Below are 15,608 nucleotides of genomic sequence, written 5' to 3'. Positions count from 1 at the left end.
GAAAGGAATCGGGAACCGGTGACCCCCAACAACGACCAGACCCCCCGGACCACCCCCACCCCCCACCCCCTGGACGACCACCTCCCCCCGTCGCTCTTCGCCCCACCGGGCAAGGGAAGCCCGCCCCCGCTGTTCGGGCCGGCAGTGACGAGCCCGACGCAGCCGGAGGACGAGCGAGCGGCTGCGCCGGGCGGTGAGCGCAGGCCCGGGTCGGACGGTGCGCTTCCGCCTGCGTCGGGCGGTGGGCTCGCGCCCGCGCCGGGCGGTGGGCTTCTGGGCGCGTCGGATGGTGCGCTTCGGGCTGCGCCGGGCGATGGGCTCGTGCCCGCACCGGATGGTCAGCTTCGGCCTGCGCCGGGCGGTGGGCTTCGGGCCGCGCCGGACCGTGAGCCTCCGGGCGCGCCGGGCGGTGGGCTTGCGCCCGCATCTGATGGTCAGCGTCGGCCCGCGCCGGACGGTGGGCTCGCGCCCGCGTCGGATGGTCAGCTTCCGCCTTCGCCGCGCGCCGAGTCCGCACCCGCGGCGGACGCCGAGCCCGGGCCTCCGCCGCGCGCCGGCAAGACCCCGCCCGTACCACCCAGGACCGTCACCCCGGAGCCCCCGAACGTGAGCCTGCACCTCGGCCCGGCCCCGGACCGCCCGACCGACGGCTCCACCCCGGAGGGCCGCACCCCTGACCGTCGCCCGGGCCGGCCGACCGGCGGATCCACCCCGGAGGGCCGCACCCCGGACCGCCCGGCCCCCGCGCGTCCCGCCCCTGACCGGCCGGCCTCGGCCTCCGCCCCCGCGCGCCCCGCCCCGCTGGACGGGAACCTCCATCTCAAGCCCGTCCGGCGTTTGAGGACGGAACCCTCGGCGGAGTGGACCCCGCATCCCTCCTACGGGGCCGAGCCGGGGGCCGGAAAGGGGCCGGCCAAGAAGGCCTCCGCCGAACGGGAGAGCCAGGCCGCCCCCGCGAAGGGCCCCGTGGACGACTCCGGACCCGACACCGAGCTGGACCTCGTCCTGGACCTGGCCCCCGGCGACCGGGCCGCCTCCGCCACCTTCTCCGTGCCGGTGTCCGTCCCCGTACCCGCGTCCGGGACGGCACCCGTGCCCGCATCGGCATCGGCATCGGCATCGGCTTCCGGGACCGGGACCGGGGCAGGGGCCGGGAGCAGGACCGGGGCGCCGGCCACCACGACCGCGGCGACCCCTCCGTACCCCGCCCGCCGCCACTCCGTCATCGCCAACGAGACCACCGCCTCCATCCCCGTACACCTCCTCTTCCGTGACGACCAGGAGCCGGCCGAAGCGGCGGCCCTGCCCGCGGCCGTCGTCCGTCGCCCCGCCGGAGGCGACCGCGCGCCCGCCACCCGGCGGCCCCCGGTGCCGCGTTCGCCGCAGACCCGGGTGCAGCCGTCGACCCGGCCCGCCCCGGTCGCCGACCCCCGGCTCGCCGAACGGCCCGGACCCGCCCTGCCCGGCTACGCCGCCCTCCTCACCGGCGCGGCCGGAATCGCCGGCGGACTGGCCGTCCTGTGGTGGCGCGGCGCACTGCCCGCCGCCTGGCAGAACGCCGTCGGCCTCACCCCCCGCCCCGACCTCGGCATCGGCGTCGGCGCCTGGGCCCTGCTCGCCCTCCTCGCCACCGTGGTGCTCCTCGCGCTCGGCGGCCTCGGCCGCGGCCGGGTCGGGTACGCGTGGGTGCTGACGCTGTTCGGCGACTACCGGGGCAGCGTCCGCCGCACCGGCCTCGTCTGGGTCTCGCCCCTGCTGCTGCGCCGCCGCGTCGACGTACGGCTGCGGCACTGGCGCAGCGAACCGCTGCCCGCCGTCGACGCGAACGGCACCGCACTGCGCGTGGTCGTCCTCGTGGTGTGGCGGATCAAGGACACCGTCCGGGCCGTCCTCGGCATCGAGGACCACGAGGCGTATCTGAGCGCCCAGGTCGAGGCCGCCATGGCCCGGGTCCTCTCGCAGCTGCCGGCCGACGCGTTCCACGAGGACGCCCCGAGCCTGCGCGACGCGGAGGCGGTCGGCGACGCGCTGACCCGGATGCTGAAGGCGGACTGCGAACCCGTGGGCGTGGAGGTGTACTCCGCGCAGCCGACCGGCATCGAGTACGCCCCCGAGGTCGCGGCGGCGATGCAGCGGCGGCGGATCGCCGCGATCGACTCCAAGCACCGCGACAGCGTGCTCACCTCCGTGGTGGACGCGGTCGACGACACCGTCAACCGGCTCACCAGCCGCGGCATCGTCGAGCTCGACGACTACGAACGCAAGGCACTCGTCAAGGACTTGACCGTTGCCTTCTACACCGGTCGCAGCGGGGGAGGAGACGGGGCCTGAGCGCCCGGGGGAGGTTCGGAGCGGGTTCGGCGGGCCGTCGGAATATGACGCTCATTGGTCTGGACATGTTCACGCCGCGTCAATAATCTAAGACTTGGTCTAGACCGCAGCACCGCATGCACAGGCACCACACAGGTGTCGCACAGGCACCATGCACACGCACCAAGCGCGCAGCAGTCGAGCAATGCTCATGGAACCTCCCCCACGTTCTAGAGGAGCGACAGCCCATGCGGAAAAAGGCAAGCGCGGCCGTGATCGGTCTGGCGATAGCGGGCGTCTCGGTGCTCGCGACCACCAGCGCCAGCAGCCACGGCTACACGGACTCCCCGATCAGCCGTCAGAAGCTCTGTGCCAACGGCACGGTGACCGGCTGCGGCAACATCCAGTGGGAGCCGCAGAGCGTCGAGGGGCCCAAGGGCTTCCCGGCGGCAGGACCGGCGGACGGCAAGATCTGCTCCGGCGGCAACGGACAGTTCGCCCAGCTCGACGACCCGCGCGGCGGCAACTGGCCCGCCACCCAGGTCACCGGCGGACAGGGCTACAACTTCCGCTGGCAGTTCACCGCCCGCCACTCCACCAGCGACTTCCGCTACTACATCACCAAGGACGGCTGGGACTCCACCAAGCCGCTCACCCGGGCCGCGCTCGAATCGCAGCCCTTCATGACCGTGCCCTACGGGAACCAGCAGCCGCCGGCCACGCTGACCCACCAGGGCACGATCCCCACCCAGAAGAGCGGCAAGCACATCATCCTCGCCGTGTGGAACGTCGCGGACACCACCAACGCGTTCTACGCCTGCTCCGACGTTAAGTTCTGACGCTTCATCAGTTATCGTGCGGCGCCATGAGGAGTACCGGCACCGTCGCGGAGCTCGTACGACGTCAATGGGGTGACCACCGGCCCGCCCTGAAGCACGGCCCCACCGTGCTCAGTCATCACCAGGTGGTCGAGGGCGCCGCCGCACGGGCGGCGCTCCTCGCGGATCTGCTGCCGCGCGGCGGCGAACCGCACCTCGGCGTACTGCTCGACAACACCCCTGAGTTCCCGCTGTGGCTCAGCGCGGCGGCCCTGGCCGGGGCCGCCGTCGCGGGCATCAACCCGACCCGGCGCGGCCCCGAGCTGGCCCGCGACATCCTGCACACCGAAGCCCCGGTCCTGATCACCGAGCGCGCCCATCTGCCGCTCCTCGCGGATCTGGAGCTGCCGGGCGTACGGGTGGTGGTCACCGGCACCGAGGCGTACGCCGCCCTGCTCGCCCCGTACGCGGGCGCACGCCCCGGCGACGCCGTGCTCGCCCCGGTCGGCCCCGACAGCCGTATGCTCCTCTACTTCACCTCCGGCTCCACCGGCGCGCCCAAGGCCGCGATCTGCACCCAGGGCCGGCTCGCCGGGGCGGGCGCCTCCCTCGCCGGGCATTTCGGCGTACGGCCCTCCGACACCCACTACATCTGCATGCCGATGTTCCACGGCAACGCGGTCCTCGCCGACTGGGCACCCGCACTGGCCGCCGGAGCCGCCATAGCGCTGCGCCCCCGCTTCTCCGCCTCCGCCTTCCTCGACGACGTACGCGCCTACGGGGCGACGTACTTCACCTACGTGGGGCGGGCCGTGCAGTATCTGCTGGCCACCCCCGAGCGCCCCGACGACCGGGACCACCCGCTGCGCCTGGGCTTCGGCACCGAGGCGGGCGCGGTGGACGCGGCCCGCTTCCGGGAGCGGTTCGGGGTCCGGCTGGTGGAGGGGTACGGCTCCTCCGAGGGCGGCGCGGCGATCCAGCACACCCCCGGCACCCCGGCGGGTGCGATCGGCCGGGCCGCCCCGGGCGACGATCTCGCCGTCGTCGACCCGGAGAGCGGTGCGGAGCGGGCCCCGGCCCGCTTCGGCCCGGGCGGGCGGCTGCTCAACGGCGACGAGGCGATCGGCGAGCTGGTCAACCGGGGCCCGACGCCCTTCGAGGGCTACTGGCGCAACCCGGCGGCGGACGCGGAGCGGGCCCGGCGCGGCTGGTACTGGACCGGCGACCTCTTCTACCGGGACGCCGACGGCTTCCTCTACTTCGCCGGCCGCACCGACGACCGGCTCCGCGTCGACAGCGAGAACCTGGCCGCCGCGACGATCGAGCACATCCTGGCCCGCTGGGAGGAGGCGGCGGCCGCCGCCGTCTACGCCGTCCCGGACCCGGTCACCGGCGACCAGGTGATGGCCGCCCTGACGCTCCGGGCGGGCGCGGCCTTCGATCCGGCCGCCTTCGCCGCGTTCCTGCGCGCCCAGCCGGACCTGGGGACGAAGATGGCCCCGCGCTTCGTCCGGATCCTCGACCGGATGCCGGTCACCGCGACGAACAAGATCCACCGGGTGGCGCTGCGCCGGGCGGGCTTCCGCTGCCCGGACCCGGTCTGGTGGGACCGGGACGGCGACGGGGCCTACGTACCGCTGGACGCCGAGGGGATCGCGGCCCTGCTGGAGCGGTACGAGGAGCACGGCAGGGCGGTGTGAGCGGGGTAGCCGGTGCCAGTGGGAAAAGCGAAGTGGCGGCCTTCGTGAAGAAGACCGCCACCCCGTGTCGTGCGCCGTCAGGGACTCGAACCCCGGACCCGCTGATTAAGAGTCAGCTGCTCTAACCAACTGAGCTAACGGCGCCTGCTGACTCGAAAATAATACCCGGTCCGCAGGGGTGCTGATGACACCCTCCGTCCGGGACCTCCCGGAGGCCCGCCTAGGCCCCGCCCACCGCGTCCGGGATCAGCGGCCCGATCCAGGCGGCGAACGGCTCCCGCAGCTCCTCGCCCGCCGCCCGGACGATCTCGTTCGGATCCTCGGCGGCCGCCAGGCCGAAGCGCTCGCGCAGCCAGGTCCGGAACGCGGGGTTCTCCGGGCAGGGGTCGTACCCGTCCCCGTCGTCCCCGTCCTGCTCCCCGCCCTCCGCCTCGCGCTCGTCGAAGTAGTCCAGGTGGTCCCAGCCGCCCATCGGCTCCCAGCCGGAGGCGAGGACGCGCAGCAGCTCGGGCAGATCGCGCGCCACGACGTGGACGCCGCCCTCGTCGCCGAGGAAGAGCACCGGCAGGGCGGCGAGGTCGGCGCGGTCGTCGAGCAGCCAGAACGCATAGGTCGAGCCGGAGCCGGTGGCCTGGGCGAAGGGCCGGATACGGTCGGAGAGCTGGGGGTAGCCACCGTCGTCGTGCCCGAACTCGATCAGCTCGAAGCCGGGGGCGTAGTAGTCGTCGACGCCCGCGTCGAACTCCGCGAGCAGGTCCAGGGTGGGGGTCGGTTTCCGCATGGCGGTGACGCTACCCGGGACCTCGGACACCGGCCGCCCCGGCGGGTGAGGCCCTACAGCGCGAGCGACAGCAGCACCGGAGCCGCCCGGCGGCTCAGTGTCTCGGCCGCCGACTTCAGCCGGTGCGCGTCCTCGATCGGCAGCGACAGGGCGAGGCAGCCCGCGGAGGAGCCGGCCGTCAGCGGCACGGCCGCGCAGACGGTGCCCACCGCGTACTCCTGGAGGTCCAGCACCGGGACCGTGGCGGACTGGGCGTCCAGCTGGGAGAAGAGGATCTTCTCGTTGGTGATCGTCCGCGAGGTGAGCCGGGCCGTCCGGTGCCGGGAGATGTGGTCGCGCCGCCCGTCGTGGTCCAGCTGGGCCAGCAGACATTTGCCGACCGCGCTGGCGTGCGCGGAGGAGCGGAAGTCCACCCACTCGTTGACCGCCGGGGTGAGCGGGCCGTCCGCGACCTGGGTCACGCTGACCTCGCCGTCGACGTACCGGCTGAGGTAGACCGCCGCGCCGACGGAGTCGCGCAGCTCGGCGAGGGTGAGCTGGAGGCGGTCCTCCAGGGCCTGGCGGCGGGACGCCCCGGAGCCGAGCAGCAGCAGCGAGGCGCCGATGACGTACGCGCCGTCGCTGACCTGCTCCACATAGCCCTCGCGGCGCAGGGTGAGGAGCAGGGAGGAGAGGTGGCCGGTGGGCAGCCCCGTCTCGCGGGAGATCTGGGCATCGGTCACGCCGTCGCCGTGCTTGGAGACCGTTTCGAGCACGCGCAGGGCGTACTGCACCGAGTGGAACGGCGCGGTCGGCTCGGGCTTCAACGCCACGGTGTCCCCCTACCAGGTTGTGACCGCAAGCTTTCGCCCCACGATAGCCGCCGAACCGCCGGTACGGGGCGGCAGTTGACGAGTCAGTAGGCGCGCCCCGGAGCTGTCATCTGGGGCGCACCCGTCCGGCATATGCCACCGTCATGGGCGGTGGCTCAACCGCGAGGTCACAGGACCGCGTTGAGGAACTCGCGCGTACGTTCGTGCGACGGATCGGAGAAGATTTTTTCCGGGGATCCGGACTCCACGACCCGCCCCGCGTCGAACATCAGCACCTTCTCCGAGACGTCCCGGGCGAAACTCATCTCGTGGGTCACGCAGAGCATGGTGATGTCGGTGTTCCGGGCGATGTCCTCCAGCAGCTCCAGCACGCCCGCCACCAGCTCCGGGTCGAGCGCCGATGTCACCTCGTCCAGCAGCAGGATCTCCGGCTCCATGGCGAGCGCGCGGGCGATGGCGACCCGCTGCTGCTGGCCGCCGGAGAGCTGGGAGGGGTGGGCGTCGACCTTCGCCGAGAGCCCGACCAGGTCCAGCAGCTCCCGGGCCCGGGTCTCCGCCTCCTCGCGGCTCCTGCCGAGCACGCTGACCGGGGCCTCGGTGATGTTCTCGATCACCTTCATGTTCGGGAAGAGGTTGAACTGCTGGAAGACCATCCCGATCTTCTTCCGGGACTCGCGCAGCTGCTTCTCGCCCGCGGGCTTCAGCGAACCGTCCGGGGTGCGGACGTGGGTCAGCGGTGAGCCGTCGACCCAGATCACCCCGCCGCTGACCTTCTCCAGCGTCATCAGCAGCCGCAGGATCGTGGTCTTGCCCGAACCGCTGGGCCCGATCAGGGTGACGTGCTCGCCGCGGTCCACGGTGAAGTCCAGCTCGTCCAGGACCACATGGTCGCCGTAGCGCTTCACCACCTTGTCGAACCGCACCAGCGGCTCGCCCGTGCGGGCCGCGGCCGGGACGGCGTCCTCGGGAGCTGCGGCCGGCCCCGGCGACTCCGTCTTCTTCAGGGGGAGGGGTTCAGTGGCCAAGGCGCTTCTCCAGCTTTCTCATCAACAGCGACGTGGGGTAGCTCGCGACCAGGAAGATCAGGCCCGCGAGGGTGAACACCTCGGTGTACGCGAAGTGTTCGGCCCCGTAGTACCGGGCCTCGAAGACCATCTCCTGCACCGTGATCACGGCGAGGAACGGCGTCTCCTTGAACATCGAGATCGCGTAGTTCCCGAGCGCGGGCAGCACATTGCGCACCGCCTGCGGCAGGATCACGGCCTGCCAGGTGCGCCGGGGCGACAGCGACAGCGCGCGGCACGCCTCCCACTGCCCCTTCGGCACCCCGTCGATCCCGGCCCGGTAGACCTCGGAGGTGTACGCGGCGTAGTGGACGCCCAGCACGGTGATGCCGATGTACAGCGGCTCCACCGTGTTGAACAGGGCGGCCGCGCCCACCAGTTGGACCAGCAGCGGGGTGGAGCGGACGAACTCCATGACGAGGCGCACCGGCACCGTCACGAATCTGCTGGGCGCCCGCCCGGCCACCGCGACGGCCAGCCCCAGCACGGCCGCCACCAGGGTGCCGAGCACGGTGGCGAGCAGGGTGATCCGGAACCCCTCCAGCAGGAGCGGCAGGGACTCGCCGACGGCGCCCCAGTCGAAGCCGTCGTTCATCGGGTACCTCCCACGGCGGCGGTGGACGCGCTGCGGCTCTTGAACAGGCTCTTCGCGCCGGTGTCCAGGCCGAGCCGCCGCTTGGCGCTTCGCTCCAGCAGATTCATCAGCATCGTCAGCGCGTACGCCAGGACGAAGTAGGCGGCCAGCAGGGTCAGATAGGCGGTCAGCGTCTCACCGGTACGGTCGCGCAGCTGCTGGATCACCGTCATCAGATCGGCGGCGGAGATCAGCCACAGCAGCGGGGTCGCCTTCAGCAGCTGGATCAGCAGATTGGTGAAGCTCGGGATCATCTGCACCCAGGCCTGCGGCAGGATCACCTTCCACAGCCGCCTGGACGGGCTCAGGTTGAGCGCGATCGACGCCTCGTACTGCCCGCGCGGTACGGAGTTGACGGCGCCCCGCACCACCTCGGCGCCGTACGCACCGAAGTTGAGGCCGAACGCGACCACCCCGCAGATGACCGGGGTCAGTTCGTAGCCGGTGACCAGCGGCATCGCGTAGTAGAGCCAGAACAGCTGGATGTAGAGCGAGGTGCCCCGGAAGAACTCCACGACCACCCGGGAGAACCCGCGCGCCAGGAGCAGCCGGCTGCCCGCCATCAGCCCGAGCGCGAAGGCCAGCACCCCGGCCAGCAGCGCGCCCAGGACCGTGGCCTGGAGCGTCACCCACAGACCCGACCGGACTCTCGGGAACTCCTCGACGAGGAGGGAGAAGAAGTCACTCATGCGTGCCCGCCCGCCCCGTCAGCCCTTGCACAGATCCGCCGTCTTCAGATCGGCGGGCGGGATCTCCGTCTCGCCGAACCCGTACGGCTCCAGCAGCTGCACATAGCGCGAGCGGTCGGAGACGATCTTCTTCAGCTCGCGGTTGAAGGAGTCCCGCAGATCCTCGTTGCCCTTGCGGAACACCGCGCCGCCCGGCGAGAACTGCGCGTTGCCGTCGATCTCCGGCACGAACGCCTCGGTGACCTCGGTGTCCGGGTTGGTCTTCGCCAGCCAGCGCAGCGAGATGCCGGTGAGCAGGAAGGCGTCGATCCGGCCGCCCTTGACGGCGTCGGCCCCGTCCTGCGGCTTCTGGAGCGTCTTGATCTTGCCTTCGGCGATGCCCGCGCCCTTGGCGTAACTGCCCTCCACCGCACCGGACATCACACCGACGGTGATCCCCGCCTCCTTCGCGGAGGCCAGGTCGGTGACCTTCTTCGGGTTGCCCTTCTTCACCATCAGCGCGGTCGGCGAGATGAACTCCGGCTCGGAGAAGATCGCGTTGCCGCAGCGCTCCGGGGTGATGGCCATGCCCGCGCTGACCACGTCGTACTTACCGGCCTGGAGCCCGGGGATCAGCCCGTCCCACTCGGAGAGCGTCGGCTTCAGCTCGTCCACCCCGAGCGCCTTGAAGATCTCGCGGTGCAGCGTCGGGGCCTCGCCCTTGAGCTCCTTGCCCTCCAGATAGCCGTACGGCGCCTCGTTGGCGTACGCCACCCGTACGAAGCCCTGCTTGCGGAGCTTGTCCAGGGCGCCCTCGCCGGTCGCGGAGCCGGAGTCGGTCTTGCTGCACGCGGTGAGGAGGCCGGGAACGACGAGGAGGCCGCCCACGGCCGCCGATCCGTTGAGGAAACCCCGGCGGGACAGGTTCGGGAATTCAGCCATGGTTCGCAATCTCCTGGAGGTCGAACAGTCCGGACAGGGTGAGCGCCTGCCCGATCCCGTACGTCTATGCAGGAAGCCGGGGCATGTAACCCAACAGTGGCCGGAAGGTGACCTTCCCGTGCCCGAAGGAGGGCGGAGGGCGACCGGCGGTGCGCGGGGCGTGTTCCCCCGGCGCGGAGAATTCATGACCTCACGTCAGTCACTCGAGGACAGGGAGGCCATCGAGGCGTTCGTCCGCCGCGCCGCGCCGCTCACCCGTTGAGGTCGTCGAGCCTGCCGGGAGCGAGGAGGTCGGCGGAGGGGACGTAACCGCGTTCCTTGTCGACCACGTTCGGCAACGGCTCGCCCCGCGACCGGCGTTCGTACAGCGCGACGAACTGCTCGCTCAGCCGGTCGCGCCACCCCACCGTGTCCCCGCTCAGATGCGGTGAGACCAGCAGCCCCGGTGCGTCCCACAACGGGCTCTCCGGGCCCAGCGGTTCGTCCTCGAACACATCGAGCGCCGCCCCCGCGAACCAGCGGCGGTTCAGCGCGTCCACCAGATCGGTCTGCACCACGCTCGCCCCGCGTCCCACGTTGATGAACCGCGCCGATGGCTGGAGCAGTCCGAAGAAGCGCCTGTCGAACATCCCGCGCGTCGACTCCGTCAGCGGGACCGCCGCGATCACCCAGTCCGCCCGCGCCGCCAGCCGGTCCAGGTCCGCCACGCCGTGGATGGTGCGCCGGGCGGTCCGCCCCACCAGCGCCACCGTGACGCCCAGGCCGTGCAGCAGCCGGGTGATCTCGCGGCCGACGGGGCCCGCGCCGACGACCACCGCCCGTGAACCGGCCACCTGCTGCCCGTCCCGGTGGTGCCAGCGCCGCTCCCGCTGGCGGGCGAGGGTGGCGGGCAGATCCTTGGCGAACGCCAGCACCAGACCGGTCACGTACTCGGCGACCGGCCGCTCGAAGATCCCCCGCGCGTGGGTGAGCACGGTGTCGGAGGCGACCAGCTCCGGGCAGAGCAGCCGGTCCACGCCCGCGCTCGCCGTGTGCACCCAGCGCGGCCGCCGCCCGGGCCCCGGCCAGGCCTCCCGTACGGCGTCCGACGCGACGTCCCACACCAGCAGCACATCGGCGGCCGGCAGCCGCTCGGCGAGCGAGGCGGCGTCCGCGTACCGTACGTCCACCCTGCCGGTCAGCCGGCCGAGCCGCGGGGACGGTTCGGCGTCGAGGACGAGCAGGACGGGATCCGGCATCGGCGGTCGGCCCTCCGCGGTGGACGTGGATACGGATGTGAACGATCGCCACGCTCGCAGCAGGCCACCCCCGCGTCAACGAGGCCCGGCCGCGCGCCCCGGCGCCCGCGCGGGGGAATACTGGGAACAAGTCGGGGCAAGAGTGACCGGTCGCGCGGTCACGGCCGCCGGAGCGTTCGCAGGGCCGCCACGCCCGTGCCGGGGCCGCCCGCCGCGCGGCGAGCCGTCGACGCACAGGAAGGGTGGACATGACGACCGTAGGACTTCTCTACCCGGGCCACGCCGCCGAGGACGACTTCCCACGGATCGAGATCCTGCTCGACACCGACATCAGGCTGCCCCTGTTCTCCACCGAGACCGGCGAGGACGCCTACCGTCCCGACGCGCTGCGCGAGCAGGGCGCGGCCGAGCGGATCGCCGAAGGCGTGGAGGAACTGCGCCTCGCCGGGGCCGAGGCGCTGCTCTGGGCCTCCAGCGGCGGCAGCTTCGGGCTGGGCTGGGAAGGCGCCCACGAGCAGATCGCCACACTCGCCCGGGCGGCGGGCCTGCCCGCGTCCAGCACCTCCATCGGCTTCGGCCACGCGGTACGGGAGCTCGGCGCGGGCCGGGTCGCCGTCGCCGCGCCCTACCCGGAGGACGTCACCGGGCTCTTCGCCGAGTTCCTGGCGTCGGCGGGCGTCGAGGTGGTGGCCGCCGCGTCCGGCGGGGCGGGCTCCTCGGCGGAGGCCGGGTCCTGGGGCCCGGACGAGGTGAAGCGGCTGGTGCGCGAGGCGGACCACCCGGACGCCGAGGTGGTGCTGATCCCGGACACCTCGCTGCACACCGCCGCGTACGTCCCCGAGCTGGAGGAGCTGCTCGGCAAGCCCGTCCTCACGGCGAACCAGGTCACGGTGTGGGAGGGGCTGCGCCTCACCGACCGCCGCACCTGGGCGCCCACGCTCGGCACCCTGTTCGCCACCCGGGAGCCGGTGCTGCGGCAGTTGGAGCCGAAGGGCATCGAGGTACGGGAGTAGTACCGCCGCGGCCGTGCCGGGGCCGCGCGCACCGGACCCGTCGGGAATAAAACGGAGTCGCCCTCCTGTTGTCTCTCTCCGATACGCAGACGTACGACAGCAGCACCGGGAGAGGCCGACACGTGGACGAGATCCGAGGCGACGAGACCCGCGACGACGCGAGGGGCGGCGCGAGTGACGGTGACGGGATCCGGGGCGTCGCAGCCGGAACGGCCGCCGTTCCGCTGTCCGTCCTCGACCTGGTCACCGTGGGGCAGGGCCGCACCGCGACCCAGGCCCTGCGCACCAGCGTGGACATCGCGAAGCTCACCGAGAGCCGCGGCTTCCACCGCTTCTGGGTCGCCGAGCACCACTCCATGCCCGGGGTCGCCTCGTCCTCCCCGGCCGTGATCCTCGCGCACATCGCCGCCCACACCGAGCGCATCCGCCTCGGCTCCGGCGGCGTGATGCTGCCCAACCACGCGCCGCTGGTGATCGCCGAGCAGTTCGGCACCCTGGAGGCGATGGCCCCGGGCCGGGTCGACCTCGGCCTCGGCCGGGCCCCCGGTACGGACGGCGCGACGGCGGCGGCCCTGCGCCGCAGCGACCGGCTCAACGAAGGGGCCGACGACTTCCCGCAGCAGCTCATGGAGCTGATCCGCTTCCTGGACGACGACTTCCCGGACGGGCACCCGTACGGCCGGATCCACGCCGTGCCCGGCCCGGTCCAGGCGACCGCCGCCGGTGGCGTGCAGTCCGCGCACCGGCCGCCGGTCTGGCTGCTGGGCTCCTCCGGCTTCAGCGCGCGGCTGGCCGGCACGCTCGGGCTGCCGTTCGCCTTCGCGCACCACTTCTCGGCGCAGAACACCATCCCCGCGCTCGACCTGTACCGCGAGTCCTTCCGGCCCTCCGCCGTGCTGGACGCCCCGTACGCCCTGATCGGGGTCTCGGCGCTGGCCGCCGACGACGAGCGCGAGGCCCGCCGCCAGGTGCTGACGGGCGCGCTGTCCATGGTCCGGCTGCGCACCGGCCGGCCCGGGCTGATCCCGAGCCCGGAGGAGGCGGAGGCGTACGACTTCTCCCCGATGGAGCGGGAGTTCGTCGACGGCTGGCTCTCCAATGTCGTCCACGGCACCGCCGATGAGGTCCGTAGCGGCCTCGACGACCTGGCCAAGCGGACCGGCGCCGACGAGCTGATGATCACCGCCAACGCCCACGGCGGCGACGCCCGGCTGCGCAGCTACGACCTGATCGCGGACGCGTACGGCCTGCCCGCCGCCTCGTAGGCCCGTCCTCCCACGGGTCCCGGGCGTCCGGGGGCGTCAGCCCTCCAGCGGCCGGGACCCGATCAGACCGGCGATCTGCTCCGGCGCCACGGCCCGTGAGTACAGCCAGCCCTGCCCGGTGTCGCAGCCGATCCGCCGCAGCCGCTCCGCCTGCCCGGCCGTCTCCACGCACTCCGCGGTGACGGTCAGGCCCAGGCGGTGCGCCAGCTGCACCATGGCCTCCACGATCGTCTCGTCGGCCGGGCTCGGATGCGTACCGTCCTCGTACCGGAAGCCCTTCACGAACGCCCCGTCCAGCTTCAGCACGGAGACGGGCAGCCGGCTGAGGTAGGCGAGGTTGCTGTACCCCGTCCCGAAGTCGTCGATGGCGATCCGTACGCCCATGTCGCTCAGCGCCTGGAGCGCCCGCAGCGGACGGCCGCCCGAGCCCATCACCGCCGACTCGGTCAGCTCCAGCTGGAGCAGCCCGGGGGCGAGCTCCGTCTCCGTCAGGATCTGGGCCACATCGGCGACCAGGTCGGAGTCCCAGACCTGCCGTACGGCGACATTGACGCTGATGAACAGCGGCGGCTCGTCCGGGTGGTCCAGCTGCCAGCGCCGCGCCTGCCGGCACGCGGTGCGCAGCACCCAGCGGCCGAGCTGGACGATCGAGCCGTCCTCCTCGGCGATCTGGACGAACCGATTCGGCGGCAGCACGCCGAACTGCGGATGGTTCCAGCGCACCAGCGCCTCGACCCCGCGCAGCACCCCGTCCGCCATCCCGACCAGCGGCTGGTACTCCAGCGTGAACTCGCCGCGCTCCACGGCGGGCCGGAGCGTGGAGGAGAGGGACTGCCGGGTCATGCGGTGGGCGTTGCGCTCCGGGTCGAACACGGTCCAGCGGGCCTTGCCGTCCGCCTTCGCCCAGTACAGCGTGGTGTCGGCGGCCTGCATCAGACCGGTGGGCGAGGTGCCCGCCGCGGTCCGCTCGACCACGCCGATCGACGCGGAGACCGAGAGCCGCTGCCCGGCCAGGTCGAACGGCTGCTGGAGCGCGGCGAGGACCGAGCGGGCCAGGTCGGTGAGCTCCCGCGTACCGGCCGAGTCCTCGACCAGGATGGCGAACTCGTCGCCGCCCAGGCGCGCCACCAGCCGGCTGCCGCCGGGATTGCGGGAGGCGTCGTTCTCGGCGCAGTCGGTGAGCCGGGCGGCGACGGCGGCCAGCAGCCGGTCGCCGGTCCGGTGGCCCAGGGTGTCGTTGATCGCCTTGAAGCCGTCCAGGTCCAGGTAGCAGAGCCCGATCCGGCCGTGCTGCCGGGGCGGCATCGAGTCGTCCTGGTACGGCGGGGTCTCCAGGGCCGAGGCGAGCCGCTCGAAGAACAGCGTCCGGTTGGGCAGCCGGGTCACCGGGTCGTGCATCTGGAGGTGGCGCAGCCGCTCCTGGAGCTCGCGCCGGTCGCTGACGTCCGCGACCGTCAGCAGCACCCGGGCGGACTCCGCCGCCGACGCCCCGGTCATCGGTACGACGGTGATCTCGGCCCACAGCGAGCGCCCGTCGGGGTGCTTGAGGCGGCGGGTGCAGCGGAACCGGGACCGGCGGCCCAGCAGGACCTCGCGGTAGGCGTGCCAGGTGCGGTCGTCGGAGGCGAGGTCGAGCAGTTCGCACGCCTGCCGCCCGGCGAGGACCGCCGCCGGGGCGCCCAGGAGCCCGCCGAGCGCCTCGTTGGCGCGTACGACGTGGCCCCGGCCGTCGACGACGCCCATGGGGAGCGTGGCGGCGTTGAAGGCGGCCCGGTAGTCGCGCAGCTCGGCGGCGGTGGGGCCGTCACCGGCCGGGGACGGGTCCGGGTGCGGCTCCGTCGCCGTCTGCGGGGGGTCCGCCGGGGACAGGGCCGCCGGGGGCGGGGCCGCCGTCGCATGACGCTCCGTGACCGGCGCGGAGGGCGCGCCGGAGGCCGTGCCTGCCGGGGCGCTCGGCCCTTCGGAGGTTCCGCTCACCGCTCGCTCCCGCTGTGAAGGTCGTCGTGAACTGGTGGGGTCGGACAGGCCACCGGGTGGCGGTTCCGTGAAGGGACCCGTTCCACGCGGGAAAGCGTGGTGAAGCATAGAGGGTGCCGCGTGGGCCGTTCCAGCTCGCCGACCGGTCCGGGCCATCGCGCGGGTCCGTGCATGGCTGGTAGCAGGCGTTCCGCTTTGCCCGGTCCTGATCAGTTCTGCGCGGATCTGTTGTATCGGATGGCTGACCTGACCGATGGTGACGTTCCGTGAAGGTGTGGGTGGTGATTTTGACCGCTGACCCGTGTGGGGCAGCACAACAGGGCGTGCCGTGGTGAAGCGGCACAGGGTGGACGGGAAGGACCGCGTTTCCCCACCCGGAGGTCGAT

At 72.8% G+C, this 15,608-nt stretch carries 13 protein-coding genes and 1 tRNA gene; 5 read left to right on the top strand and 9 right to left on the bottom strand.

The genetic code is table 11. The features are described 5' to 3' along the window. The first annotated feature begins 606 nt into the window (after window positions 1-606). The 3 genes from ACSMXR_RS12290 (at window position 607) to ACSMXR_RS12280 (ending at window position 4,828) form a co-directional block, all read left to right on the top strand. Window positions 607-2,331: an SPFH domain-containing protein gene (locus ACSMXR_RS12290; RefSeq protein WP_473171857.1), complete on the top strand. Its 1,725-nt coding sequence runs from the start codon at window positions 607-609 to the stop codon at window positions 2,329-2,331. Window positions 2,332-2,558: 227 nt separating this feature from the next. Next, complete coding sequence (locus ACSMXR_RS12285) at window positions 2,559-3,149, top strand: lytic polysaccharide monooxygenase auxiliary activity family 9 protein (RefSeq protein WP_093445071.1); 591 nt, start codon at window positions 2,559-2,561, stop codon at window positions 3,147-3,149. A gap of 26 nt (window positions 3,150-3,175) precedes the next feature. Beyond that, a complete protein-coding gene (locus ACSMXR_RS12280; RefSeq protein WP_473171856.1) occupies window positions 3,176-4,828 on the top strand; it encodes an AMP-binding protein in 1,653 nt (550 codons plus the stop codon). Between the two features lie 70 nt (window positions 4,829-4,898). On the opposite strand, the gene ACSMXR_RS12275 is transcribed toward ACSMXR_RS12280, so the two are convergent. From ACSMXR_RS12275 to ACSMXR_RS12240, 8 genes are all read right to left on the bottom strand, one after another. After that, a tRNA-Lys gene (locus tag ACSMXR_RS12275) sits at window positions 4,899-4,972 on the bottom strand. A gap of 76 nt (window positions 4,973-5,048) precedes the next feature. Then, entirely contained in the window at window positions 5,049-5,609 is a 561-nt protein-coding gene (locus tag ACSMXR_RS12270; RefSeq protein ID WP_364884292.1) for a hypothetical protein, read from the bottom strand. Between the two features lie 53 nt (window positions 5,610-5,662). Beyond that, window positions 5,663-6,421 (bottom strand): IclR family transcriptional regulator, encoded by a 759-nt coding sequence (locus ACSMXR_RS12265; protein WP_473171855.1) that lies wholly within the window; start codon window positions 6,419-6,421, stop codon window positions 5,663-5,665. 167 nt (window positions 6,422-6,588) lie between these two features. Then, on the bottom strand, window positions 6,589-7,446 hold the full coding sequence (gene ehuA, locus ACSMXR_RS12260; protein WP_137235639.1) for an ectoine/hydroxyectoine ABC transporter ATP-binding protein EhuA: 858 nt from the start codon (window positions 7,444-7,446) through the stop codon (window positions 6,589-6,591). Beyond that, entirely contained in the window at window positions 7,436-8,080 is a 645-nt protein-coding gene (gene ehuD / locus ACSMXR_RS12255; RefSeq protein WP_218527365.1) for an ectoine/hydroxyectoine ABC transporter permease subunit EhuD, read from the bottom strand. Before ehuD ends, ehuA begins: the two co-directional genes overlap by 11 nt. Continuing rightward, window positions 8,077-8,808, bottom strand: coding sequence for an ectoine/hydroxyectoine ABC transporter permease subunit EhuC (ehuC, locus tag ACSMXR_RS12250; RefSeq protein WP_137235637.1), 732 nt, complete (start codon window positions 8,806-8,808; stop codon window positions 8,077-8,079). Before ehuC ends, ehuD begins: the two co-directional genes overlap by 4 nt. 18 nt (window positions 8,809-8,826) lie before the next feature. Beyond that, a complete protein-coding gene (gene ehuB, locus ACSMXR_RS12245) occupies window positions 8,827-9,729 on the bottom strand; it encodes an ectoine/hydroxyectoine ABC transporter substrate-binding protein EhuB (RefSeq protein ID WP_137235636.1) in 903 nt (300 codons plus the stop codon). 251 nt (window positions 9,730-9,980) lie between these two features. Next, complete coding sequence (locus ACSMXR_RS12240; RefSeq protein WP_473171854.1) at window positions 9,981-10,967, bottom strand: D-2-hydroxyacid dehydrogenase; 987 nt, start codon at window positions 10,965-10,967, stop codon at window positions 9,981-9,983. Window positions 10,968-11,215: 248 nt separating this feature from the next. Here ACSMXR_RS12240 and ACSMXR_RS12235 point away from each other — a divergent pair, with 248 nt between their 5' ends. Both ACSMXR_RS12235 and ACSMXR_RS12230 read left to right on the top strand, forming a co-directional pair. Next, complete coding sequence (locus ACSMXR_RS12235) at window positions 11,216-11,980, top strand: maleate cis-trans isomerase family protein (RefSeq protein WP_218527367.1); 765 nt, start codon at window positions 11,216-11,218, stop codon at window positions 11,978-11,980. 122 nt (window positions 11,981-12,102) lie between these two features. Then, the gene (locus ACSMXR_RS12230) at window positions 12,103-13,245 is read left to right on the top strand and encodes an LLM class flavin-dependent oxidoreductase (RefSeq protein WP_376184622.1); all 1,143 of its coding nucleotides are present in this window, start codon (window positions 12,103-12,105) and stop codon (window positions 13,243-13,245) included. 36 nt (window positions 13,246-13,281) lie between these two features. On the opposite strand, the gene ACSMXR_RS12225 is transcribed toward ACSMXR_RS12230, so the two are convergent. Beyond that, a complete protein-coding gene (locus tag ACSMXR_RS12225; RefSeq protein ID WP_473171853.1) occupies window positions 13,282-15,222 on the bottom strand; it encodes a putative bifunctional diguanylate cyclase/phosphodiesterase in 1,941 nt (646 codons plus the stop codon). Between the last annotated feature and the right edge of the window lie 386 nt (window positions 15,223-15,608).

The sequence above is a fragment of the Streptomyces sp. DSM 106670 genome (assembly GCF_055792845.1).
Note: the sequence above shows the minus strand (reverse complement) of the source record. Positions and strands in the feature narration are given on the sequence as shown.